This is a genomic window from Pseudoalteromonas sp. NZS71 (assembly GCF_015864715.1).
Lineage (GTDB): Bacteria > Pseudomonadota > Gammaproteobacteria > Enterobacterales > Alteromonadaceae > Pseudoalteromonas > Pseudoalteromonas arctica.
Map to the genome: position 1 here is coordinate 21,369 of NZ_JADYWS010000008.1, position 24,845 is coordinate 46,213.

17 protein-coding genes and 1 tRNA gene are annotated in these 24,845 nt (G+C 37.8%); 12 read left to right on the plus strand and 6 right to left on the minus strand.

What is annotated here, in order from left to right:
• Positions 1–192: 192 nt before the first annotated feature.
• Positions 193–1,182, minus strand: a complete 990-nt coding sequence (locus I6E85_RS06825) for a fatty acid desaturase (RefSeq protein WP_101217487.1) — start codon at positions 1,180–1,182, stop codon at positions 193–195.
• A gap of 392 nt (positions 1,183–1,574) precedes the next feature.
• Here I6E85_RS06825 and I6E85_RS06830 point away from each other — a divergent pair.
• Positions 1,575–1,659: transfer RNA gene (locus tag I6E85_RS06830), tRNA-Leu, on the plus strand.
• Between the two features lie 218 nt (positions 1,660–1,877).
• Here I6E85_RS06830 and I6E85_RS06835 read toward each other — a convergent pair.
• The 3 genes from I6E85_RS06835 to I6E85_RS06845 all read right to left on the minus strand — a co-directional run bounded on the left by I6E85_RS06835 (position 1,878) and on the right by I6E85_RS06845 (position 5,639).
• Positions 1,878–2,351: a VOC family protein gene (locus I6E85_RS06835; protein WP_101163910.1), complete on the minus strand. Its 474-nt coding sequence runs from the start codon at positions 2,349–2,351 to the stop codon at positions 1,878–1,880.
• Positions 2,352–2,491: 140 nt separating this feature from the next.
• Positions 2,492–4,558, minus strand: coding sequence for a catalase (locus tag I6E85_RS06840; protein WP_101163909.1), 2,067 nt, complete (start codon positions 4,556–4,558; stop codon positions 2,492–2,494).
• A gap of 247 nt (positions 4,559–4,805) precedes the next feature.
• Positions 4,806–5,639: a mechanosensitive ion channel family protein gene (locus I6E85_RS06845; protein WP_076923657.1), complete on the minus strand. Its 834-nt coding sequence runs from the start codon at positions 5,637–5,639 to the stop codon at positions 4,806–4,808.
• Between the two features lie 370 nt (positions 5,640–6,009).
• Here I6E85_RS06845 and I6E85_RS06850 point away from each other — a divergent pair, with 370 nt between their 5' ends.
• The 7 genes from I6E85_RS06850 to I6E85_RS06880 all read left to right on the plus strand — a co-directional run bounded on the left by I6E85_RS06850 (position 6,010) and on the right by I6E85_RS06880 (position 16,840).
• Positions 6,010–6,396, plus strand: a complete 387-nt coding sequence (locus tag I6E85_RS06850; RefSeq protein ID WP_007581468.1) for a hypothetical protein — start codon at positions 6,010–6,012, stop codon at positions 6,394–6,396.
• 331 nt (positions 6,397–6,727) lie between these two features.
• Positions 6,728–8,596, plus strand: coding sequence for a bifunctional glutathionylspermidine amidase/synthase (gene gss / locus I6E85_RS06855; RefSeq protein ID WP_024608947.1), 1,869 nt, complete (start codon positions 6,728–6,730; stop codon positions 8,594–8,596).
• Positions 8,597–8,732: 136 nt separating this feature from the next.
• On the plus strand, positions 8,733–9,101 hold the full coding sequence (locus tag I6E85_RS06860; RefSeq protein WP_197236739.1) for a DUF2237 family protein: 369 nt from the start codon (positions 8,733–8,735) through the stop codon (positions 9,099–9,101).
• Between the two features lie 236 nt (positions 9,102–9,337).
• Positions 9,338–9,862, plus strand: coding sequence for a DNA starvation/stationary phase protection protein Dps (gene dps, locus I6E85_RS06865; protein WP_010553097.1), 525 nt, complete (start codon positions 9,338–9,340; stop codon positions 9,860–9,862).
• Between the two features lie 624 nt (positions 9,863–10,486).
• Entirely contained in the window at positions 10,487–13,426 is a 2,940-nt protein-coding gene (locus tag I6E85_RS06870) for a TonB-dependent receptor (RefSeq protein WP_197236740.1), read from the plus strand.
• 625 nt (positions 13,427–14,051) lie between these two features.
• Entirely contained in the window at positions 14,052–14,843 is a 792-nt protein-coding gene (locus tag I6E85_RS06875) for a hypothetical protein (protein WP_033026419.1), read from the plus strand.
• Between the two features lie 257 nt (positions 14,844–15,100).
• Positions 15,101–16,840 (plus strand): SulP family inorganic anion transporter, encoded by a 1,740-nt coding sequence (locus I6E85_RS06880; protein ID WP_010553094.1) that lies wholly within the window; start codon positions 15,101–15,103, stop codon positions 16,838–16,840.
• Between the two features lie 53 nt (positions 16,841–16,893).
• On the opposite strand, the gene I6E85_RS06885 is transcribed toward I6E85_RS06880, so the two are convergent.
• A complete protein-coding gene (locus I6E85_RS06885; RefSeq protein ID WP_007581448.1) occupies positions 16,894–17,571 on the minus strand; it encodes a glutathione S-transferase family protein in 678 nt (225 codons plus the stop codon).
• 488 nt (positions 17,572–18,059) lie between these two features.
• Between I6E85_RS06885 and I6E85_RS06890 the strand changes: the two genes are divergently transcribed.
• The 3 genes from I6E85_RS06890 to I6E85_RS06900 all read left to right on the plus strand — a co-directional run bounded on the left by I6E85_RS06890 (position 18,060) and on the right by I6E85_RS06900 (position 23,360).
• Positions 18,060–20,240: a response regulator gene (locus I6E85_RS06890; protein ID WP_197236741.1), complete on the plus strand. Its 2,181-nt coding sequence runs from the start codon at positions 18,060–18,062 to the stop codon at positions 20,238–20,240.
• A 281-nt stretch (positions 20,241–20,521) separates the two neighbouring features.
• Positions 20,522–21,880, plus strand: a complete 1,359-nt coding sequence (locus I6E85_RS06895) for a serine hydrolase (protein WP_197236742.1) — start codon at positions 20,522–20,524, stop codon at positions 21,878–21,880.
• Between the two features lie 205 nt (positions 21,881–22,085).
• Positions 22,086–23,360: an alpha/beta hydrolase gene (locus I6E85_RS06900; RefSeq protein ID WP_197236743.1), complete on the plus strand. Its 1,275-nt coding sequence runs from the start codon at positions 22,086–22,088 to the stop codon at positions 23,358–23,360.
• Positions 23,361–23,384: 24 nt separating this feature from the next.
• Here the strand turns inward: I6E85_RS06900 and I6E85_RS06905 are convergent, their stop codons facing one another.
• Positions 23,385–24,206, minus strand: coding sequence for an AraC family transcriptional regulator (locus I6E85_RS06905; RefSeq protein WP_197236744.1), 822 nt, complete (start codon positions 24,204–24,206; stop codon positions 23,385–23,387).
• Between the two features lie 126 nt (positions 24,207–24,332).
• On the opposite strand from I6E85_RS06905, the gene I6E85_RS06910 reads away from it, so the two are divergent.
• Entirely contained in the window at positions 24,333–24,803 is a 471-nt protein-coding gene (locus I6E85_RS06910) for a YHS domain-containing (seleno)protein (protein WP_008165251.1), read from the plus strand.
• The last annotated feature ends 42 nt before the right edge of the window (positions 24,804–24,845 follow it).

Here is a 24,845-nt window from a genome sequence, read left to right on the forward strand (position 1 = left end):
ATTAAGCCTACTATTTTTGTTTTTATTGATTTAAAAATGGCATTGAATAGTCAACCAACGCACGTAAAGTGAGTTTTAATAAGCGCGGTGGTGGATAGAAGAAGTTAACGAGTAATAGGCTTGGTACATAATTGCTATTCAAACTATAAAATAAGAATAGCAATGTAGAACCTCCCCTTATGTTGGGGGTAATTATTTAAATGCGTTAGCATTTTTTATGCTGTCAAAATCGTTAAAGCGCACGTTGTGTTGCGCCATTACTTTAAGTATTTTTTCACTTAGCATTTGACGTAAATAAAACGGCTGATTTGGCACAAAATGGTGGATAGTATGCGTTTTACCAAAGTTAAAACAAAACAAGTGAAACGGCATAAATAAACGGCTCGTTAGTACATGAGTTTGCTCAAGCATGTTATTAACGCCGCCATAGTAATGCATGCTTGAGGTAACAAAATTAAGCGAGCTTGAGCGAATAATATTAGGCACAATGAGCACAACCATTAAAAATTCGAACACGTTCATTATGCTTAGTATCCAGCTAGGTGAATTTAGCGAAAGTGGTATAAATAAATCAACGATATGAAATACAATAACGCTGTATAAAACAGCAAAATACGCAGTCGCTATCGGAAACCCCGCATTAAAAACACTCGAAAAACTAAAGCCATTAATTTCTTTTCTAAAACGTTTAGTAGAAATAACTAACCCTAATAACCCATCTACAATAACTAGCGCACGTAAAAATGGATTTTTAATACCGTTACCCACCAAGCGTTCTTCTAGGTCTTGTTGTGTGCCTGAGGTTTTGTGATGGTGTAAATGCATTTTACGTCGGTACCATGGGCTAATAGTATTTGGCCGCATTAACCATACTGTTAGCATCATAAAATTATGCATGAACGGCTGATTACTAAAGTATTGTTTATGTATGAGGTCGTGCTCTAACTCATGGGAAATAGACGCTGCAATAGCCGCAAGTACTATACATACCCAAGCAGGTATGATGCCTAAATAATATAAAACACCAACACCAATTAATGCGCTAAGCGATAGCAATAAAATAATTAACCCTAAGGTATTTTGATGTGCAAGTAATGGGTGCTTTTGACGAAGTGATGCTTCCTCTGCCTTAATTGCTTTCACAATCGATTGAATGTTCTGTTTGGCACTTAATTGAGTCATATGTAATGTCTTAAAAACCTTGTTGTACAAATAATACCTGAATTAAGCGCAACATCGGGATAAAGCAGGAATAATTATTGTAATACGATTAAATATTATCAATAGTTCAATTGCTTATTTATTCAATCGCATAACAAATTTAATAGCACTCATAACCCAAAATATTCGCTTTATATATCAGCCCAAAAAGACTTAAAAAATTTACCTGTGGAGTATCCTTGCTATAAACGATTAATTATCAACCAGTTGTTTATGCAAATAAAAGAAAAGGCTTGCCGCCCCCTCTTTTGTTTGTATAATGCGGATACAGAATAAGAGGTATATAAGTATCCTTTTTATTTTAAGTGGTTTTTCTTTATCTTTTTATGCTTAAAAGATTAAAGAAAAATTATGCCAGCGTGATGAAATTGGTAGACATGGGGGATTCAAAATCCCCTTCCGAAAGGAGTGCCGGTTCGAGTCCGGCCGCTGGTACCACTTTTTGAACCTCAGCTAATTATTGGCTGAGGTTTTTTTATGCCTAAAATTTAACTAGTAATTTATACCAATTCGCTTAATTAAGTGAGCTATTTTGAGGTAAGAAAACGGTTTCGATAACAAGGCAAAACCTAGATGAGCTGAAGCAAAAGCCACAGGCCTCCCATTAAAGCCATCAACATATCTTAGGAAGGGACAAAATCTAATAAGCACGCTAGTTATGCGTCTTGCTCTTGATTTGTTATATCTCCTATTCGGTTATTTAACTCTTCGTCACTAACATCTTCTTTGTGTGTACCAATGATCCATATATGACCAAATGGATCCTGTAGCGTGCCGGTCCTATCACCATAAAATTGGTCATGTACGGGTCTTATTTCTGTTGCACCAAGCTCAATTGCTTTTTTAAATACGGTATCAACATCTTCAACATAAAGCATAAGGCTTAGCGCTGTACCACCGAGTTCTTTTGGGCTTTTTAAATGTTCTTCAGAACCAATATCTGAAAGCATAATATGCGAATCACCAATTATTATTTCTGCATGGGCTATTCCACCATCAGGTAAAGGCATTTGCATTACGTGTTCAGCACTAAATGCATCACAATAAAAATCTATCGCTTTTTGTGCGTCATTCATAATTAAATAAGGTGTAACTGAATGAAACCCTTTTGGTATTGCCGAAACTGACATAGTGATCACCTCGCTGTTGAATCCATGTTATTAAAACTGATTTAAATGCTGTCTGTAATAAGCACTAAAGTTTTTAAATAAAGGTCAGATTGACTGACCTTAAAACAATATACAAATTAAATAATAGCTCTAATAAATACTTAGCGCTGCCAAAAACGTAAATTACGTAATGACTCTATAAATGCCTCGCCCGATACGGTAGCTAAATCAATCCAACCATCATCTGCTTTGTCATCAAGCCCTGCTGCTTTAAATAATGGCTTAGCCTCACTTGTAAAACCTATGTATTTCATATGTGCATACGCATCACTTACAAAGTCTTTAGCTTCTGCAATAGCTGCTAGTTTTTCAGCTCCCTCTTCAGTGGTGAGTACAAGTACCGCATCGTATAAAACCGATGGACCACCATTAATAACTTGATCAGCTTTAAAGTGCTTACCTTTACTGCATTTAGCACCGCCGACTTGTGGGGCAATAATTTCAAAGTTTGCACCTTCACTTTTAAGTGTATTGGTAACCGATTCAAAAATTTCTGCATTAAAGCCATCACTCACTAAAATACCTAATTTGCGGCCTTTAAATGTATTCGGGGGATTTTTTAAAATACTTAATGCATCAGATACAGGTAAGTCTTTACGTGTTGGCATAGCAGCTTCAGCTGGATCTGGCATTTCTTGCAAGCCAAGTCCTTCGGCAACTTTATTTGCGAGGGTTTCGTCAATATTTAATAAATGCGATACCAAACGCTCTCGTATTGGTACATGCTCGACTTTAGAAAGCTCAAACACGTACGCAGATTGTATATGCGCTTGCTCTACCTCTGTTTGGCTTAAGTAAAACTGACGAGCTTGACTGTAATGATCGCTGAATGTGTCTGAACGATAACGTAGCTTATCCCCACTCATTTGCTCTGATGAACTTTTAAACCCGTGCACAGGGCATTCACGAGGATTATTTTCGCCTGCGCTCCATGAGTTAGGTTCGTAGTTAACACGTCCTTTAGGATTTTGCATCGCCATGTGCCCATCTTGCTGAAAATGCCTCATTGGGCACTTAGGCGCATTTACCGGAATTTGCGTAAAGTTAGGTCCACCAAGGCGTTTTGTTTGAGTATCAAGGTATGAAAAATTACGCCCTTGTAGTAATGGATCTGGGGTGAAATCGAGTCCTGGTACAATGTTTTGTGTACAAAATGCAACTTGCTCTGTTTCTGCAAAAAAGTTGTCGACAACACGGTCAAGCACCATGCGGCCAACAATTTGTACTGGTACTTGTTCCTCTGGTATAAGTTTAGTGGCATCGAATACATCAAATTCAAACTCATCAGCAAATTGCTGATCAAATACTTGTACCCCTAACTCCCACTCTGGGTAGTCGCCGTTGCCAATAGATTCCCACATGTCTCTGCGATGAAAATCAGGGTCCGCGCCGTTTAGCTTAAGTGCTTCGTTCCATACTACAGATTGCATGCCGCCTTTTGGTTTCCAATGAAATTTAACAAATTTCTCATCACCTTTGGCATTAATAAATTTAAATGTATGAACACCAAAACCTTCCATAAAGCGTAAAGAGCGCGGAATAGCTCTATCAGACATTGCCCACATAACCATGTGCATTGACTCAGGCGACAAGCTCACAAAGTCCCAAAAGTTATCATGTGCTGTTTGCGCTTGGGGGAAACCACGGTCTGGCTCGGCTTTAGCTGAATGAACTAAGTCAGGAAACTTCATCGCATCTTGAATAAAGAATACCGGTATATTGTTTCCCACTAAATCCCAGTTTCCTTCTTGGGTATAAAATTTTACCGCAAAACCACGTACATCACGTGCTAAATCTGGAGACCCTTTATTACCTGCAACTGTAGAGAAACGAGTAAATACTGGGGTTTTTTCACCTTTTCGCTGAAAAATATCTGCACAGGTTAAATCTTCAAGCGTGTCGTAAGTTTCAAAGTACCCATGTGCCCCGTAACCACGAGCATGCACTACTCGCTCAGGAATACGCTCGTGGTCAAAATGGAAAAGCTTTTCGCGCAGCACCTGATCTTCCATCAAACCTGGACCGCGTTCGCCTACTTTTAACGAATTCTGATCGTCGCTCACAGGGCAACCTTGCGCTGTGGTCATTGTTGGGTAGCCGTCTGATGCACTTTGGCGCAGCTCGCCGCCATTTCCTTTTTTACCTGCGTATTTAAATGATTCAGCCATGTCTAATCCTTCATTACAATTTAAGTGATTGGGGTAGTTTTTAAAGTTTGCTTAACAGCAAAAGCAACAGAGCTAAATGCAAAATAAAGACCAAACAATAAGAGCAATGAAAGCGCGGGGTACAGATTAAAAGAGGAGTTTTAAGCGTTATTAAAAATAGAAAAACTTACAGAGCCCTGTAAGTTTTTCAAGATCAAAAAAAGGGTACTTTAAAAGTGCCCTTGAGTTTAAATCGGTTTAAATTTAGTTAATCTTTGCTTTCGTTAACTAAAATAACTTTACGATGCGGGAAAGGTATTTCGATGTTGTTTTCATCTAGTGCTTTTTTAATTAACTCTGGCACAGTGTAAAGAATATCGAAGTAATGCTCGCCCTTACAAAAAGGTCTTACTAAAAAGTCTACTGAGCTGTTGTTAAGCGTTTCTACTTCAACAAAAGGAGCGGGATCTTTTAATATATGTGGATGCGCTTCAAGTACGGCATCAATAACTTTACGTACAGCCGTTGTATCTTCACCGTAAGCAACACCAAAATGCATATCCACACCACGAATTGGATGATGTGAATGGTTTATAATTTGCGCGCCCCAAATTTGACTATTTGGAATAATAACCTGTTGGTTATCGAACGTTTGTAAAATAGTAGTAAACATATCTACTTCTGTTACTTTACCAAAACGCCCTGCTGCCTCAATAAAGTCATTCACTTTATAAGGTCTAAATATTAGCAACATAACGCCTGCTGCAAGGTTCGACATTGCACCTTGTAACGCCAAGCCTATAGCAAGTCCCGCGGCACCGAGTAAAGCAATAATAGAAGCTGTTTGTACACCAAAGCGATTTAACACAGCAATAATAACGAACGCTAATATGATGTATCGAGCCATGCTGCCTAAAAAGCGAAAAAGCGTGTCATCAAGGTGAGTGTATTTGTGGCATAAGCCAATAATTAAATTGCGTACTTTGCCTGCCAGCCATAAGCCCGCAAGTAAGATTGCAATCGCTAGTAATATGTTGGTTGCCCACGTAATTGCAGCGGGTAAATATTGATTAATATCAATGTTGTTTATTATGTCTTCCATTGTTTTTCCTGTTTTAAAAACTTTTAACTGACTTCAATCCATACTAATCGCAATAGTTTAACAAAAAATTAACTAAAGTACGGCTATAGGAGTAATTTAAAACATAAAGAAAGAGCGTTCCCTCAAAACATGTCATCGCTCACGTAAATCTTTCAACACATAATTTTGCTTTAACCCTTGGTTTATAGCTTAAATAATTAAACTTTAACTAGTTCATAAATAAAGCTAATACCCGAGATAAATCTCAGTTAACTCTTTTAATTTTCTAATTATTGCTGGCACTCATCTATAAATTTACCGATAATCTCACCTAAGCGCGCATATATTGGCGAGACAACACAATTGGATGAAATTAAAACAAAGGATTATTATGAAAAAGTACTCAATTTTACTTACAGCGGCAGCACTTACTGTACTTGCTGGTTGTTCAACATCTGTTGCAGTAAGAGACTTTGAACAAAACCCTATTCCGCAAACATCAACAATTACCAACAGTGAAGCTGACGTAGAAAAAGGTATTCTAAAGGCATGTATTCAGCTTGGTTGGAAGTGTACGCCTATGAGTGAAGGTAAAATAAAAGGTGTACTGGATATTCGCACACACCAATTAACTGTCGATATTGCGTATGACAAAACGGCATACTCAATCAACTATAAAGACTCTATTAACTTAAACTACAACGGCAAAAAAATTCACCGCCAATATGTTAATTGGGTATCAAACCTAATACGCCATATAGATGCTGAAATGATTTAGCAGCGCGTTAACCTGCTTTAAACATTATAAAAATCACTAAATATGAATAATAAAAGTGGAGAAGTTACCTATAGCTTCTCCATTTTTTAGTTGAGATTTAAACAATAATAATCACTTCAAAAATATTAATAAATTTCAACCAGTTACAAGTCAAAAAAGCACCAAACCTAACACTATTAGTAAAAGTACTCTCCCGTATGTTCACTCTTTAATGAATGAGTGATTTTTTACTTATCCCCCTTCGTAAAAACATATTTTATATCTTGCTATAACGCAGTTTCGCTCATATAGTCAGCAAATTATCACACCTTTATTTTGAACATCTTTGTTTATGAAATCTTCTGCTCCTGCTAGTGATTTTGGTACCTTATTAGGTTATGCACCTGGTAATGTTGCTGTGTATTCATCTGATTATGATACGGCTGACGAAAGCATTTATCCTAATCGTAGCGCCTATCGTAGTTACCTTGATGGCATTTACATGGGCTATAAATGGCAATGCGTTGAATTTGCACGTCGATGGATGTATCTCAACCATAGCTATATTTTTGATGATATTGCTATGGCTTACGATATTTTTGAGCTGCGTTCAGTGCGCGATGTAAATAGCCAAAACAGATTGCCACTAAACGCGTTTAAAAATGGTGCAAAACATCATCCTCAAGTAGGTAGCTTACTTATATGGGAAGAAGGCGGCGAGTTTGAAGAAACAGGCCATGTTGCTGTCGTTGTTGAAGTGCATAAAGATAAAATACGTCTTGCTGAGCAAAATGTAGGGCATCAAATATGGCCAAAAGATCAAAGCTGGTGTCGTGAGCTAAAAGCAAAAGTAACTAAAGATGGCGACTATTGGATTGAGTGCTCTTACAGCGACGCCACTATTTTAGGCTGGATGACACAAACTGATGAAACAGAATATGCTGAGCCAACGTCTGAGCTAAACACTGATTTATTTATTATAGAAGCCCATAAAGCAGTAGATACAGGCCAAGCAAACAAGTCATGGTTAAATATTGCGAATGACGATGAAGCTGCCTACGTAGAAATGATGCAAGGCCATAAACTTACATCAGTAGCTGAGGATCAACATAATTACTTTGCGATATCTCAAACGGCGCAGCAAAGCATTGAGCATGCAACAAATGAGCTGCATGGCTTATTTATGCATGCAACCGACTATGTACTGCAGCACCCTGAGTTATTAAAAAAGTTTAATTTACCCGATGTTGTGATTAATAAAATTCGCCAATCGTGGGATAACCGCTTAAACCAATTAATTACCAGTCGGTTTGACTTTGCTTTAACAGCAGCAGGTTTAAAAGTTTACGAATACAATTGCGATTCGGCATCGTGTTATATGGAGAGCGGCAAAGTTCAAGGTAAATGGGCAAAACACTTTGGTGTTAAAACAGGTGTAGATGCAGGCCAAAATTTATTTAAAGATCTCGTAAAAGCATGGCGTAAAAGTGAAGTAAAAGGTCTTGTTCATATTCTGCAAGATGATGAACCAGAAGAGCATTATCACGCATTATTTATGAAAGAAGCCATTGAAGCCGCGGGCTTTGAGTGTAAGTTAGTAATTGGCTTAAGCACACTTCGCTGGAATGAATCAGGCAACATAGTAGATGCAGATGGCGCACAACTGAGTTACGTGTGGAAAACGTGGTCGTGGGAAACCGCACTTGATCAAATTCGTGAAGAATGTGAAGCCGACCAATCATTAGGTGATAACTTTGAACCACAATTCAAAATTGGTGAAACGCCACGCTTAGTCGATGTACTGCTGCGTAAAAACGTGATGGTATTTGAACCGCTGTGGACATTGATCCCAAGTAACAAGGCTATTTTACCAATACTGTGGAGTTTATTCCCTAATCATAAATATTTACTTAATACCGCGTTTGAGCTTAACGACGAGTTATTACAAACCGGTTATGTAGTTAAACCAATAGTAGGACGTTGTGGTGCTAATATTCAACTTGTTGATGAACAGCAGCAAGTTATAGAAAAAACAATGGGGCACTTTGCCGAGCAAGACCAAATATACCAACAACTATTTGCACTGCCTAAAGTAGATGACTACTTTGTACAAATATGTAGTTTTACAGCCGCCGGAAAATACTCTGGTGGTGGCGTACGTGTTGATAAAAGCATGATCATAAACGGCCATAGCGATTGTATGGCACTGCGTATTAAATAAATAATACTAAGCCCGCAATTTTGCTGCGGGCTTAAGTTTGTGTAGACCCCCTTCCATCTTTTAAGTTTTATAGCTATCTCAAGCGAGTTACTCCTGATAGAGTAAATTTATTAAACACCACAAACTAAGGTATTTCATGGCGAATCAATTTAATGTACTTGGCACACGTTTAAAACTATGTTGCGGTAATGGTGGCTACACACGTGAAGGATTTTGTTATGTACCAGAATCAGATCTTGGCAATCACAGTGTGTGTGCAATTATGACTGACGAGTTTTTACAATTTTCAAAATCACAAGGTAACGACTTAATAAGCCCAATTCCTCTTTACGATTTTGAAGGTTTAAAAGCCGGTGATAAATGGTGCTTGTGTGCAGTAAGATGGCTTCATGCTATTTCAGCAAACGTTGCGCCACCAGTGGTACTTGAAGCTACAAATAAAAAATCATTAGAAATAGTGCCGCTCGATGTTTTAAAAGCGCACGAATATATAGCCAAAGTTTAAATACACTTAAGCGTTATTAAATTAAAGTCTGCAGATTTTACAAATGTATGCAGGCTTTTCAAAAATTCAATCACCCCTCCAGCCTCTAAAATCTTAAATAAAAACATAACCTCATGTTTTTAAATCACTTTTAAAAAAGATCAACTTACGGCATAACAGTTGCTTCATTAAGTTTAAGTCATGCTCATAACGCAACATATTATATGAGCAACACATTACTTAATGTAGGAGAAATTATGAGTAACAATAACGAATCAAACAAAACGACTAAATTTACCGCGCCAGGTATGAGTGACGAATCAGCTCAAAAAACAATAGCTACGCTAGATAACCGCATGGTTGCATTGATAGATTTACAGCTTACTTTAAAGCATATTCACTGGAACGTAGTGGGACCTAACTTTATTGGCGTACACGAAATGATAGACCCACAAGTAGACATTGTGCGCGAAATGACAGATACAATTGCAGAGCGAATTGCGACTCTTGGTGGAGTGCCCGTTGGTACGCCTAAATCAATCGTAGATCGTCGTACATGGAACGAATACTCAGTAGGTAAAGGGTTAGTAACCGAGCATTTAGCCGCACTTGATAAAGTATACAACGGCGTTAATGGCGATCACCGCAAAGCAATTGAGACCCTTTCTGAATTAGATCCGGTGTCTGAAGATATGATCACCAGCCAACTAGCTGACCTAGAGCAATTTCAGTGGTTTATTAGAGCCCATTTAGAATCATCTACAGGCGAGTTAAAAAGCTAATATATTTAATCTAAGAAAGCCCAGCATTAATATGCTGGGCTTTTTTTTGCGTAAAAATCACTCTATTTATAATCATATATAAATATGTATCAGTAAGCTCTAATACAAAACCCATATAAAAACAATAGAAAATTGGTATTACCAAAACAGATAACCAAAATAAAATTGAATGATTTTATACTCCTCACTATTTCGCAAATTTATAAGCCATACCCAACCTTTTATGAACATCTTATTATTTTAACATCACTTAAAAAACAAACTAAATACGTATAAAAGTGCGGCATAAAATTTAAAAACAGTACTAAAAAACGTATTTAATAGTACAAATAATATAAAAAAACGCCTTTGGTAAACATACTTCAATAAAATTCATTCAAAATATAAAAAATAAAAATACATCATAAGCCATTAAATTTATTAAATATAAGCAAAACAAAAGAGCACTTTGTAATACACTTTGTGAATTTTTGGTAAGCAAAGGTTGTAATAAAAGCTGAATTGGACTAATTTCAACCACACCACCTGTATGACACACTACAGGGAAATAGCAGTTAAATTGGTTAACCAAACCAAGTAACAACACACACAATGACGTAAGTCGTACCCAAACGGGAGAGATACATGAAACTCAATCAAATTACTTCAACATTAATTAATAAACATAAAAGAAGTAGCTCTACAACAATCAGTGCAGCAGCCCTTTTATTAATGGCTTCTTCTACTATTGCAGCGCAAGAGGCTCCGGCAGCTTCAGAAACGGCAGCTGCAGATATTGAAGTTATTGAAGTAAAAGGCATGCTAGGTAGTATGAAAGCCGCCGCTATGCTTAAGCGTACTGACGGACGTATTGTAGATGCGATTGTTGCTGAAGACATTGGTAAGTTACCTGATAATAATATTGCAGAAGCACTGCAACGTATTACTGGTGTATCTATTAATACCGATTTTGGTGTGGGTGACAGTGTTTCGATTCGTGGCTTACCTCAAAACCGTGTTGAATTAAACGGTCGCTCTACTATTGGCGACTCTCGTGACGGTATTAGCTTACAAGATTACCCATCAAGCTTCTTAAAAACAGTAGAAGTAGTTAAGTCTCCTACTGCCGATATGATTGAAGGTGCATTAGGCGGAACAGTTAGCTTAAAAACAGTTCGCCCATTAGAGTTAGATAAACTAACTGGCGCAGTTTCATTAGATGGTGAATACGCAGATAAAACAGAAAAAGTAGCACCTATTTTTAGCGGTTCACTTGGTAACAACTGGGACTTTGACGAAATGGGTACCTTTGGTGCCATTGCTATGTTTTCGTATCAAGATCGTGAAATTCGTCAAGATGAAACGTCTAGCCGTGTTAAACCTCAAGACATTGATATTAATGGCCAAGAAGGTAATACACCAAGTGGCAACGCTATCGTACGAGACGAGCACAGTGTTGAACAATATGTAGAACAACGTAAACGTACTGCTGTAAATTTATCACTTCAATGGGCACCGCAATCTGGTAATGGCATGGTGTATCTAGATTTAAGTGGCACTAAACGCTCTGGTGAGCAAAGTGGTAACTCTATATTAGGTGTTGCGGGTTCGTTATCAACAGATGCAAATACAACTCAAGATGCTAACGGCGTAAATAATTACACGCTAACAAACGAATTTGGTATCCCTAAAACATACAGTGACTTTCGTGAAACTGACTCGTTTTCAAATGCACTTGGTGCAGAGTGGAACCTTACTGACAGTATAAAAATCTCTGGTGAAATTGCAGTAGCATCATCAGAAAGCGTAAGACCTGATTCTGAATTTACACTTCGCCCAATCGAAAAATCAACATTTGAAGCAAGTGGCGGAACTCAGCTAACAAATCATTTATATGATGGTGCATTTTCTCAAGACGGTAATAAATTACCAAGCATCATTCATTCAGATCCAAATGCATTTACTGACCCACAAAACTTAGCACTACGTACGTTCAAAAGTGAAGATAGAAGAACAGACAATGACGAAACAGCTATTCGTTTTGACGTTGAAATGTTTGAACCTCTCAGCAGCTTAAGCTGGGTATCTAAAGTAAAAGCAGGTGTACGTGTTACTAACCGCGATTACGAATATGAGCAATACAAAGTAGAAATTAAAGACATTTACAAAAATGCATTTAACGACTCAGATGGTTCATTAGCTACTTTATGGGTTGATGACTACAACGCTGCTTTTTCAAATAGCTTCACAACAGTTAGCCACGACAACTCTTTTGACCAATTAGGTCATTCAGGACAAAATGACCTACTAACGTTTTTAAGCTACAACGGTTTATCTAACCCTGCAAATACTTACGCTCAACTTCAGCAGTTACTTGCAGGTACTAACCTAGCGTCAACGGGGAGTCTTTCAGATAACCAAGAGTTCCAAGAAAGCGCATACCGTAACGTAGTTGAAGATACAGCTGCTGTGTACATATCAGCGTACTTAGACTTTGATAACATCACTGCGATTGTGGGTGGTCGTTATGTGACTACAGATTTAGAATCAAGCGTATTTCTTAATGGCGAAAAAGTAACTGGCGACAATGACTACAGCGACTTTTTACCAAGCTTAAACGTTACGTATAACTACTCAGACGAAACATTATTCCGCTTTGCTGCTGCAAAAGTTATGCGCCGCGCTGACTTTAGTGAGCTAAGCCCTGCATTTGACGTTAATAATGACATTACAGGTGCAACGCAAGGCTCTATTGATTTAGAACCATACCGTGCAACGCAATACGACTTATCTGTAGAGCATTACTTTGATGAAGGTAACGTACTATCTTTCGCAGTATTTTATAAAGATGTTGAGTCTTTCTTAAGTAACGAAAGTAGCTGTGTAGCAGCATCAAGCACTTCAACAGGTCAAAACGTAACTCAGTGGAACCAAGTATGTCAGCTTGACGTTGCAGGTGTATCTCAAGACAACCTAGTTTACTCAGATGCGACTGACTACCCTGTAGATATAGATGGCTTTAACCATGTTGCAGGCTTGCGTGACGCAGGACTAACGGGTATTGATACAGTTAAAAATGTAAACGGTGAAAACGGCTCAGTACAAGGTTTTGAAGTTGGTTACCAACAGTTCTTCACAAGCTTACCGGGTGCATTTTCTGGCTTAGGTGTTAATGCAAACTACACGTATGCAGACAGCGAACAACCAAACGGCAACCCATTATTAGATATTTCTAAAAATACGTACAACTTACAAGTATTTTGGGAATACGAAGGGTTCTCTACTCGTATCGCTTATAACTACCGTGACAGTTTCTTAGATACAGAAAACGAAAAACGCGTAGAAAATATTAACTCAGACGGCAGTATTTCAGCAGAAGGCACTGTTTACGGTAATAACTACCGTGACGACAGAGGCCAGTTAGATTTCTCTGCAAGCTGGGATATTAACGAAAACATTACGCTAGTAGGTAATGCGACCAACTTAACGGGTGAGCCTTCAATCTACCTATCTGAACTAGGTGGTGCTTGGAAGTACACTGAAGCGGATCGCCGTTACAGCTTTGGTATTCGCGCTAAATTTTAATTTTCCCTAGGGCGTGTTGTTCTTTGGTGGTTGAATTTGCAGCAGTATGTTTGTTTTTTAGGCAAGGCAGAGCCTATGTAGTGTGGTTATTCCCCATAAATAGGCGATAACGCAGCATAAAGACCAAACATGCGCTGCCCTTTGGGTTCTTTCTAGGGACGATTAACTCTTTGTTGCTCGGTTTTTACTTATTCTTACAGGGATGTAAGCCATTAGAATAACGCAGGAGCAGTTATCGAGCCCACTAGGTTACAAACCTCGCGCCGCGATTTAATCGCCCCTAGATTGAACAAATTTCAATCCACAAAGGCAAACACGCCCTAGAAACTAAAGCCTGCTTTTATGCAGGCTTTTTTACGTCTATAAAAAAGTGACACTTGTGTTAAAACACAGCACAATTTTTATAACTGAATATTTATTTAAAGCAATAAAATTATCACTGAATAGTACTCCAAACTAAAATTTAGATACCGCGTAAACAATATCAACCTCCTGCACTTCACCTTTAGCGCACAAACTAAGCACCATAAAAATCCCACCAAAAACCAAGCAACCTTGCAGCCTGGTTATAAAGTGTCTAGTATTCTAAAACCGTACTCATAATTGGTACGAAAAAGGATTAACAATGTCTCTAAAATATATAACAACAATATCAATCACATTATCATTACTATTATTAACAGCATGCGGATCTGGGGGAAGTAAAACAAAAGTGGCTGTAAATACTGAAATAATAAAAACAACAGCAATCATTAATAACAGCCCCTTAAATGAATACAAAATAATTATCTATGGTAATAGCCATAGTTCACAGTTAGGGGGGTTGTTAAACACGATTATTACAGCTCAACTACCTAATACTTCAGTTAAAACGATGACTGTCAGTGGCCGATTTTTAGATGAAATAGTCGCAGTAGATACGAATGTCGATAAATTAAAAAGTGATAACTGGAGTCATGCTATTTTTCAAGGACAAAAGTACTCACAATCAGGTTCGACTGACTACCCTACAAGTGCAACGGAGCGATTAATCTCGAACGCAAAAGAGCATAAAATTACACCAATTTTATTTCCAGAGCATCCTCAAAAAGGAGATCCCGCAGAAGCAAAGCAGGTTTACGACCTCCATTTATCAATCAGTAAAAAACAACCTAGCTGCATAGCGCCTGTTGGCTTTGTATGGAATCGAGTATTAGAAATAATGCCTAGTATAAACCTTCATAGTGCCGACGGTAATCACGCATCCTATGCTGGCAATGTCCTTACAGCGATGACCTTTTATCAAATCATTACCTCGGAATTAACAGACACAATGCCATTTATTCCTGCTATAGACTTAACACAGCAAGAACAAGCTTTATTTGGACAAGTAGTAACAGAAGTACTTGAGTTATATCCAGCATGTGGTGCTAAATAATCTTAAAAAATTTAAAAACTAGATTTAGTGATTTCCTGAGGTGTTCAATATCAGTACATTAATACTATGCACATAGGCTGACTAAAAGACACCTCAGGTGAATTAACTTTTATAATTCAATTTTCTACCAAATTATAAATTTAATACCTTGATTAATTATCACCTGCAATTTATTAAAATAACCGCCCTCCTAGCTATACTTATTTGAATATTAAATTTACTATCAAAACGTTGTAACTATTAGCAAGGATACTGAAGTGCTGTCGCGTTTATATAATTTTATGCCGGGTTTAGATACATTGCTGCACTACGAGCGACAATGGTTTGCTGATGATGTAAGAGCGGCGCTATCGGTAGCTGCCGTAGCTTTACCTGTTGCTATTGCTTACGCACAACTAACCGGTGTTAACGCCGCCGTAGGGTTATATTCTTGCATACTGCCAATGATGCTATATGCTCTTTTTGGCACTTCTAAACAATTAATAGTCGGCCCTGATGCCGCAACCTGCGCCGTTATTGCAGCAGTAGTAACACCTCTTGCTGCAGGTGACAGCTTTAAGCATTGGCAACTTGTTGTCACCATGACCGCTATGACCGGCTTTTGGTGCTTTATAGCCAGTAAATTTAAGTTAGGTGTATTAGCCGACTTTTTATCTAAACCTATTTTAATGGGCTTATTAAACGGCGTAGCCATCACTATTATTGTTGGTCAATTTTCTAAAGTATTCGGTTTTACCTTTGATGAGCGCTACTTACTTGAACGCCTAGGTGGTGTACCCACATACTTAGCGCAAACACATGTTCCCACCTTACTAATGGCCTTGTTCACACTAGCGGTTTACTTTGCCATGAAGCGCATAAGACCCACGTGGCCTGCGTCTATGTTCGCCATAGCTTTTGGTGCGCTTTTGGTATGGATTTTTGATTTAAAACAACTTGATATAAAAACTATTGGTACCGTAACTGGCGGGCTTCCCGTTTTTAATACCCCTGTTTTTGATTTAGGGATTATTCGTGAGCTAGTGGTACCCGCACTTAACTTAGCCATCGTGAGTTTTGTTAGTATGATGCTAACTGCGCGCAGCTTTGCCGCTAAAAATGGCTACGACATAGACGCCGATAAAGAATTTAGAGCGCTAGGTATTGCCAATATAGCGTCAGCTCTTTCGCAAGGTTTTGCAGTCAGTGGCGCCGACTCACGCACCGCTGTTAACGATGCAACGGGTGGTAAAACGCAGTTAGTATCAATAATAGCAGCGGCCATTATTGCGGTCATAGCCGTATTTTTAACTGCGCCACTTGAATTTATTCCAAGCGCAGCGCTAGGTGTTGTACTCATTATTGCCTCTGTTCATTTACTCGATTTAAAAGCGGTTTGGCAATTAAAACGAAAAGATAAACAGGCATTTTATCTCGCCTCAGCCACCTTACTTGCGGTGTTATTTATTGGCGTTATACCAGGGATCACACTTGCTGTATTACTGGGGTTATTTCAATTTATTCGCACTGTTATGCGCCCAACTGACAATATACTCGGCGTAGATGTTAACGGTGTAGTAAGAAGTTTAGACGCCACAGATAAAGCAAAAGCAGTGCAAGGCGTGTTTATCTATCGCTTTAATTCACCTTTAACTTACTTTAATGCCAGCTACTTTAAACGCAGATTACTTGAGCAATACGCAAGGCAAAAAGACGACACCCACTGTGTAATAATTGACGCTGTGCCCTGCTTTACTCACTTAGATTTAAGCGTAATGGCAATGCTTGCCGATCTAGATGTTATATTTAAAAAGCGCGATATAAGGCTTGAACTTGCAGGTAGAAAACGCCAACTACTTTCGTGGTTTGAAATTGCAGGAATGAAGTCGGGAAAAGAAGGTATATATATTCACTCAGACCTATACATCGCCCTAAAAAGAAATAGCGTAAGCCAGCACACAGAGGAAGTTAATTTATTCGTGGCAGATGAAAATAAAGAGGTGCTAACACAGCCATGAAATACTAAACAGCAGATCAGCTAGCTGATCTGCTGTTTAGAATTAAGTACTTTTTATACTTTAGGGTAATTTGAAGGGAAAAACGCTTTTTTAGCGTCTTCATCAAACTCTTTTTTAAAGGCTACATCAGTACCAATTACGCGTGCACGTGCAACCGCTGGGCGGCTATCAATGCTTTCAAACCAACGCTTAAGATTTGGATACGGTGCTAAGCCCTCTTCACCTAATACAACCGGTGCTTTATCAATCCAGCCCCATGCAGATACATCAGCAATGGTATACGTATCACCCACAATAAAGTCACGACCTTCAAGGTGAGTATCAAGTACTTCGTAATGGCGCTGCGCTTCACGTAAATAGCGATTAACCGCGTAATCAAGCCCTTCTGGCGCCATGTGTCTAAAGTGTACACTTTGCCCTGAATACGGACCTAAACCAGATGCGATAAACATTAACCATGACAGCATTTCAGCGCGGTCATCGCCCTTGCCTTCTAGCTTTCCATATTTTTCAGAAAGGTACATTAAAATAGCATTCGAATCGAACACACGAGTTTCACCATCAACAATTGCTGGCGCCTTAGCGTTTGGATTAATTGCTTTAAATTCAGGTGTATGTTGCTCACCTTTTAAAGTATCAAGAGGAACAAGTTCAAACGGTAAGCCTGTTTCTTCTAAAAAGAGTGCAACCTTCATTGGGTTAGGAGTATGGTGAAAATAAAATTTAATCATGTAAAGTTCCTCAATAATTGAGACATGATTAAAGCACAACTTGAGCGGGTGTTCAAATTAAGTTTTAACTAAGTAAAATATACAGTTAAAACGTGATTTAATTGTAAGCATTTCGTGATGCTTCATTAGTGAATATCACTTATGCCAAGGAAAATATCAGCCTTTTCGAGCCATCACATGCTTTTAGAAATTTATGATTCACAAGGTTGCAGAATTTGCCCACCAGCAGAGCTGCTGAGTTTCAAAATTTACAGATGATGTAAAACTATAGACTGGTTTAATCCCTATTAATTCCGATGTTAATTACTGAGAGTGTTCAGTATGGAAAGATCCTTTTTACTTTCGCTGGTTTTATAAAAAACACTTCAAAAAAATAATAAGAGAGTAACAAAATACAGAATCTATTTATTAGCCTGATTTACATGTTAAAGTTGTCATTATCACTAAATTACTCTTATAGTGAATCTATATAAATATTGAGCAATACTATGATAAAAGCACAAATACCAGTAGACGAAGAATCTAGATTAAAAGCCCTGTATGAGTATGAAATATTAGATACTGAAGCCGAAAAAGTATTTGATGATTTAACTCAACTTGCTTCTGATATTTGTGAAGCCCCCATATCACTTATAAGCTTAGTTGATCCACAAAGGCAGTGGTTTAAATCAAAGTATGGTATCGATGTAGACTCCACCGAAAGAGATATCGCATTTTGCTCTCATACAATACTGCAAGACCAAGTATTTGAAATACAAAACGCTCTACTTGATGAACGTTTTTATGATAACCCTCTAGTAACCAGCGATCCAAACATTCGGTTTTATGCGGGCACACCGCTAGTTACACCTAGTGGCAGCACAATTGGTACATTATGTGTTATCAGCGACCAGCCAAAAAAGCTAACTCAAACACAAATTAACGCACTGAAAATACTTGGCAAAGAAGTTATCGCACAACTTGAGCTCAGGTTAAACAACAGAAAGCTGGCCACTGCATTAAAACAACAACAAATACATAATAAAAATCTTGAAGAACTAAAAAAAGAAGCTGATACAGCTAACACTCTAAAAGGTCGATTTTTAGCAAATATGTCGCACGAGCTAAGAACTCCGCTGCACGGCATTTTAAATTTAGCTGAGTTTGGACTGGCAGAGACTTCAAATATAGAAAAAGATAACGCCTTAAAAAGTATTTTAAGCTCCGCGAATATACTCTCAAATATTGTAAATGACATTTTAGACTTTTCAAAAATTGAAGCGGGTAAATTAAATATTGAGAATATTAACTTTAACCTGAGCGAAGTCATTAACAATGTAATTAATCCACTAATGAAACAAGCCACAGATAAAGGAATAAAATTTATTCCATCTATAGATAAAAATATCGCTACAACCTTAAAAGGCGATCCTGTCAGAATTTCACAAATTTTAAATAACTTATGCTCAAATGCGATTAAATTTACACAACAAGGCCAGGTAGAGTTTAAAATCACTGTAAAAGAGAACTCCTTAAACACGCAAAATATTGTATTTGAAATAATCGATACAGGTATTGGTATTAGTAAAGCTGCACAGCAAAATTTATTTAAAGAGTTTCATCAGGCTGATTCATCTACATCTAGAAAGTACGGGGGCACGGGCCTTGGCCTCTCCATTTGCACCAAGCTAAGTGATTTAATGAATGGCAAAATCAACTTCACGAGTAAAGAAGATAAAGGTTCTGTATTTACTTACCAACAAAGCTTTGAAACATCAGAACTCGATGAATTATTAAAACCAAATAAAGAAATAACCGATTTACAAGGGTGTACTATTTTGGTTGCCGAAGACAATAAAGTAAATCAAGTTGTCGTAAGTAAAATGCTACAAGCCCATAATGCGAAAGTAATATTTACCGAAAATGGCAAAGAATGCGTTGATTACTTTTTTGCCAACCATGTTGATTTGATTTTTATGGACATTCAAATGCCAGTGATGGATGGAGTGCAAGCCACTAAAATAATTAGAGCGCAACAAACAGGTAAAACAACGCCAATTATTGCCATGACAGCCAACACCATGAAACAAGATATTGAACACTATTTAGATATTGGTATGGATGGCTATTTAACGAAGCCATTTAATAAAGAGCATTTAAATAGCTTGCTCAATGTCTATAATCCAAAAAACTCAAATCTCAAAAATTTAGCCGTTAAAGTTAGTAACCCAAACATTACGAGTGAACGTAAGCTAAAACAGATATGCAATGAGCTAAAAAAGTTAATTCCAAATGCCGACAGAGTCAGTCTCTGGTTGTTTAATCACGACTATACTGCCATTAATAGCTTAATTTGCCTTGATGAAAAAAATGAAATAGTAAGTAATGCAGTTTTAAAAGCTGAAGACTTTCCTGCATACTTTGACTATATTTTAGATCATAAAGTATTAGACGCATCAGATGCGAGAAACCACGAAATCACTAAAAACTTCACCAAAGTTTATTTTGAACCATCAAACATTTACTCCTTGCTTGATTACATCTACTTTATTGATAACAAGCCACTAGGTGTTATTTGTTGTGAAAGTGTTGGCTCAAAAATTTCATGGAGCCATGCAGATAAACTGTCACTAATTAAAGTAGCTGATGTAACAACCTTGTTTTTATCCAAGCGGCTGAAATCATCGTAGCTACTTAATATATATAAAATGGGAGGAGTGCCTAATTACTTAAACTATTTAACTAAGCGGCATATGCCACCAAGGTTATGCGCGTTTATTGATTTAACAAAAAGTTTGAATGTATATGGGTAACTAAAGCGAAGCGTTGAGTTTACTTTTTAGCTGTGCAATATTAACTGGCTATAAACTAAAAATAATACTTATAAATTAAAGTAAATAACCGCTTAAATGAAGCACAGGGATCGCTAAGCCTATCTACAGGTTTGGTATAAAAACTAAAAAGGATGAATATGATTAAGCCATTTTACGCTAGCTGTTTGTTAGCCCTCTCGCTATTAACACCCTGCCTTGTAAAAGCAAATCCGACAGCCTCGCAATATCAGGAAATTCTTAACGATAACCTTACTGAAAACGAGCCTGGGGTATCGGTAATTATAAGTAAAAATGGCAAAGTACTTTTTAAAGGAACGCGCGGGCTTGCCAACCTTGAGCATAACATTGCACTTAATGAGCAAAGCGTTTTGCGTTTAGGTTCTATTTCAAAACAATTTACTGCAGCTGCAATTATGATGTTGCAAGAGCAAGGTAAGCTAGCGGTTACCGATGATATTCATAAGTATGTTGCAAGCTTTCCAACAGAGGGCAACCTCGTCACAATCGAAAACTTATTAACCCACACCTCAGGCATCGCCAACTACACAGATGACGACGATCTCTTTGATAAAGAAATACAAGTCCCCACCAGCGTTGACGATGCACTAGCGCGATTTGCCAAACACCCAATGGTGTTTAAACCCGGCGAAGCGATGGCTTATTCAAATACCGGTTATTCACTGCTTGGTAAAATAATTGAAGTAGCAAGTGGCCAGTCTTACAAAGACTTTATTGAACAACACATATTTAAAAAGCTAAAAATGAACCAGAGTAGTTATGAAGGGCAAGAACTTGTTACCCATCGCGCATCTGGCTATGAGCAAACAGAGCAAGGATTTATCAACACCAGCTACATTAATATGGATTGGCCATATGCCGCAGGTGCGCTTATATCTACTCCAACCGACTTAAACATTTGGTTTAGTGCGTTATCGTCTGGCAAGCTTATTAGTAAAGCAGGTTATGAGAAGATGGTCAGCCCTTTTAAACTCAACGACGGCAGCTTTTCATCCTATGGTTACGGATTAATTATTAAGCCCTTGAATGAATACACCGTAATTAAACACACTGGCGGAATAAATGGCTTTTTAGCACATGCACGCTATATTCCAGAGCAAAAGCTATATGTTGCAGTACTGGCTAATTCAAACCACATAAACCCTATTTTTATCAACGAAAAATTCACAGCCAGAGCACTAGGTATTGCACTACCCGAGTTTAAAAAAGCAGAGGTAACAGAGCAGCAATTAGCGCCCGTATTGGGTGATTACCGTATTGATGAAAACACCTTACGCAGCCTAATTTTTGAAAATGACGTTTTGTATTCAAAGCGCACTGGTGGCGATAAAACAAAACTTATTACCATGTCTAAAAATAGCTTTTACTACCCTAATTCAAACAATTACTTAGTAATAGAAAAAAACAGCCAAGGCCAATTAGTAATGAAGTATTTTAGTGGATTATCAACAACGCCTACTGAGGCGATTAAGATTTAGCTTTATAAGCCTCCCAAAAAACAATGCCCGCAGCTTTCTCTACTTATAAGCTCGGGTATTTTTATTTTGAATCCTCGTTAACGCAACAATAAATTATAAAATTAGTATGTGATGTGTAAAAGGTAATAAATATGTTACTTTTTATATGCTAATTTTATACTTAACCTCTTTAAAATAATTTACAAACCGAAAATAAGGAATAAGCATGCTTTTTCACCCTCACGGTAAATCCTATATTTTCGCCCCTTTGCTCATTATTTTGCTATCTGCTTGTACTTCAAACCCAGCTTTAATGCCTACACCCAATTTATATGTAAGTACGCCTTATTCAGAAGCCCAAGTACCTAAAAACCTACATACTACAAGTATGGAATTACTCTATGTTACAGACCGAGCAGTTTCTGAAAAAGAGGGGGTTATGTATAACGCAAGTCGCTCGCCATCAATTGCGTACGGTGTAGCAAAAGTAAATTTTGGCGATAAATCTTTGCAGTGGAGTGAGTTATTAAAGCAAAGTAGTCTTAAAAATCGCTCCGCAAATTTGACTTACGTAATGGAAAAAGCCGATGAATTAGGTCGCTTTCCTTTATCGCCTTATAAATTTAGACGCGTAAAAAACAAACTCCAAATTGACGAAGGTATTTTAGAACGAAAGATTTTTCACGAAACCCAGTTAAACAAAAACATTAATCAGCGTTTAAAAAACAGTAATAATAAAGACGTTATTTTGTTTGTGCATGGCTTTAATAATACCTTTAACGAATCAGTATTTACCCTTGCCGGTATTTGGCATTTTTTAAACCGACAAGGCGTACCTATTGTTTACTCTTGGCCTGCTGCTGCCACAGGATTAACCGGCTATTTTGAAGATAAAGAGTCTGGTCAATTTACTATTTTTCATTTAAAAGAAACTTTGCGACTGCTTTTCAAAAATCCTGAAATAGAAAACATTCATATTATTGCGCATAGCCGTGGCACCGATGTAGTAACCACAACACTTAGAGAGCTTATAATTGAGAACAGAGCCAGTGGCGGAAATCCCCGCGAAGACCTGCGTATCGAAAACTTAATTTTAGCAGCCCCTGATCTCGATTTTGGTATTATTAAACAAAGACTAATGGCAGAGCAATTTGGGCCTGCATTTGGACAAATTACCATTTACACCTCTCAAGAAGATAGCGCATTGGGTATTTCACAGTGGCTAACAAACAGCTTGAGCTTTGGTCGGCTAAACACCAAAGATGTAAACATAAACGAGCAAGACATATTCACTTCTGTAGGTAACGTAAGCCTAATTAAAGTACCTAAATCTGGCAGCTTAATTGGTCATGATTACTTTCATAGTGATCCTGCAGTAAGTTCTGATCTTATTAATTTGATATTACATAAAGCATCGCCAGGCTCTAAAAAACGACCTCTACAAAAGCTCGAAAACAACTTTTGGTCGCTCAATTCAAATTACTTAATTAAAAACGAATAGTAGTTAGCACACAAAAAATAAAGCTTACTGCTGACTCAATAACCACTCTTTTGGCGCTTGCCCTGTTTTTTTTCTAAATACACGGGCAAGTGCAGAGCCATTTTCGTACCCAACCTGATTAGCTACTAAATCCATATTTTGATTTTTTAAAATAAGCTTTTTAGCAACCGATAAACGCCAATCAGCCAAATAGTCAGCCGGTGTTTGCTCAATTACTCGCTTAAAGGTATCGGCAAATTTAGAGCGCGACATACCACATTCCTCAGCCATAGCGCTAAGCGACCAGCTTTGCTCTGGGGTTTGGTGTATTTTTATTAATACCTTAGCCAATTGAGGATGAGTAAGCCCTGCCATCATCCCGGTTTTAATGGCACCCTCTTCTAATACCTTGCGCAAAACACTAATTAAAAATACATCGCATAAGCGATCTATCATTAAATGCTTACCGCTGGCGTCTTTAAATGCCTCATCAAAAATCCAAAAAGCGCTCTGCGCTAATAATCCATCACCCGTTAATTCGTAATTTAAGCAAAAAGGCAGCGCCTGCAATAAAGGGCTATGCCCTCCACTTTGATAGCTAATTTGTGCACACACTAAATCAGCACCGTCACCCTTATCCGAAAATAAACAGTGCCCTGTAGAGTGAGGAAAAAATATAACCGAAGGCGTAGATAAAACAACTTCAAAGCCACTATTACTGCGCACTTTTAACGTACCTGAGCGTAATAAATGTAAATGCCCAACACCTTGATCGTCACTAAAGTCACTCGTACCGCACATATTCCCACTAAAAAACACATTGGCATTAAGTGAAAAATGACTCAGTACACTCGAAAGTACGTCCATAAACGCCTCTTTGGATTATTGGTATGAAAATACAGACTAATAGACGCATATTAACCAAACAATAACGATAAAGTACAGTTGAGTTTTAAACAAACACACTAATTAAATTACCCTTTGGAGATACACATGAAATTTTCGACACTCACTAAATCAGCTTTTTTTGCAGCATCAGTCCTTGCAAGTTCACTAAGCTTTGCAGCAGACATAGACGCAAATGCCGACGTTAACGACATTGCAATTAGTGGTTACGATACCGTTGCTTACTTTACCCAAAACAAGGCGGTAACAGGCAGTTCTGAATATACTGCAACGCATAAAAATGCCATTTATAAGTTCAGCTCAGCTAAGCACCGCGACTTATTTAGAGCTAACCCAGAAAAATACGCACCACAATTTGGTGGCTTTTGTGCGTTTGGTGTATCAATGGAGAAAAAGTTTGACGTAGATCCAGAGGCTTTCAAAATTGTTGAAAACAAACTTTATTTAAATCTTGATAAATCGGTTCAAAAACAATGGCTAAAAGACGTACCTGGCTTTATTACTTCAGCCGATTCAAACTGGTTTGACATAAAAGACAAAACAGCTAAAGAGCTTTAATAAAACCAATTTAAAGTTAATTTTTGAGGTTGCTTCGGTTTA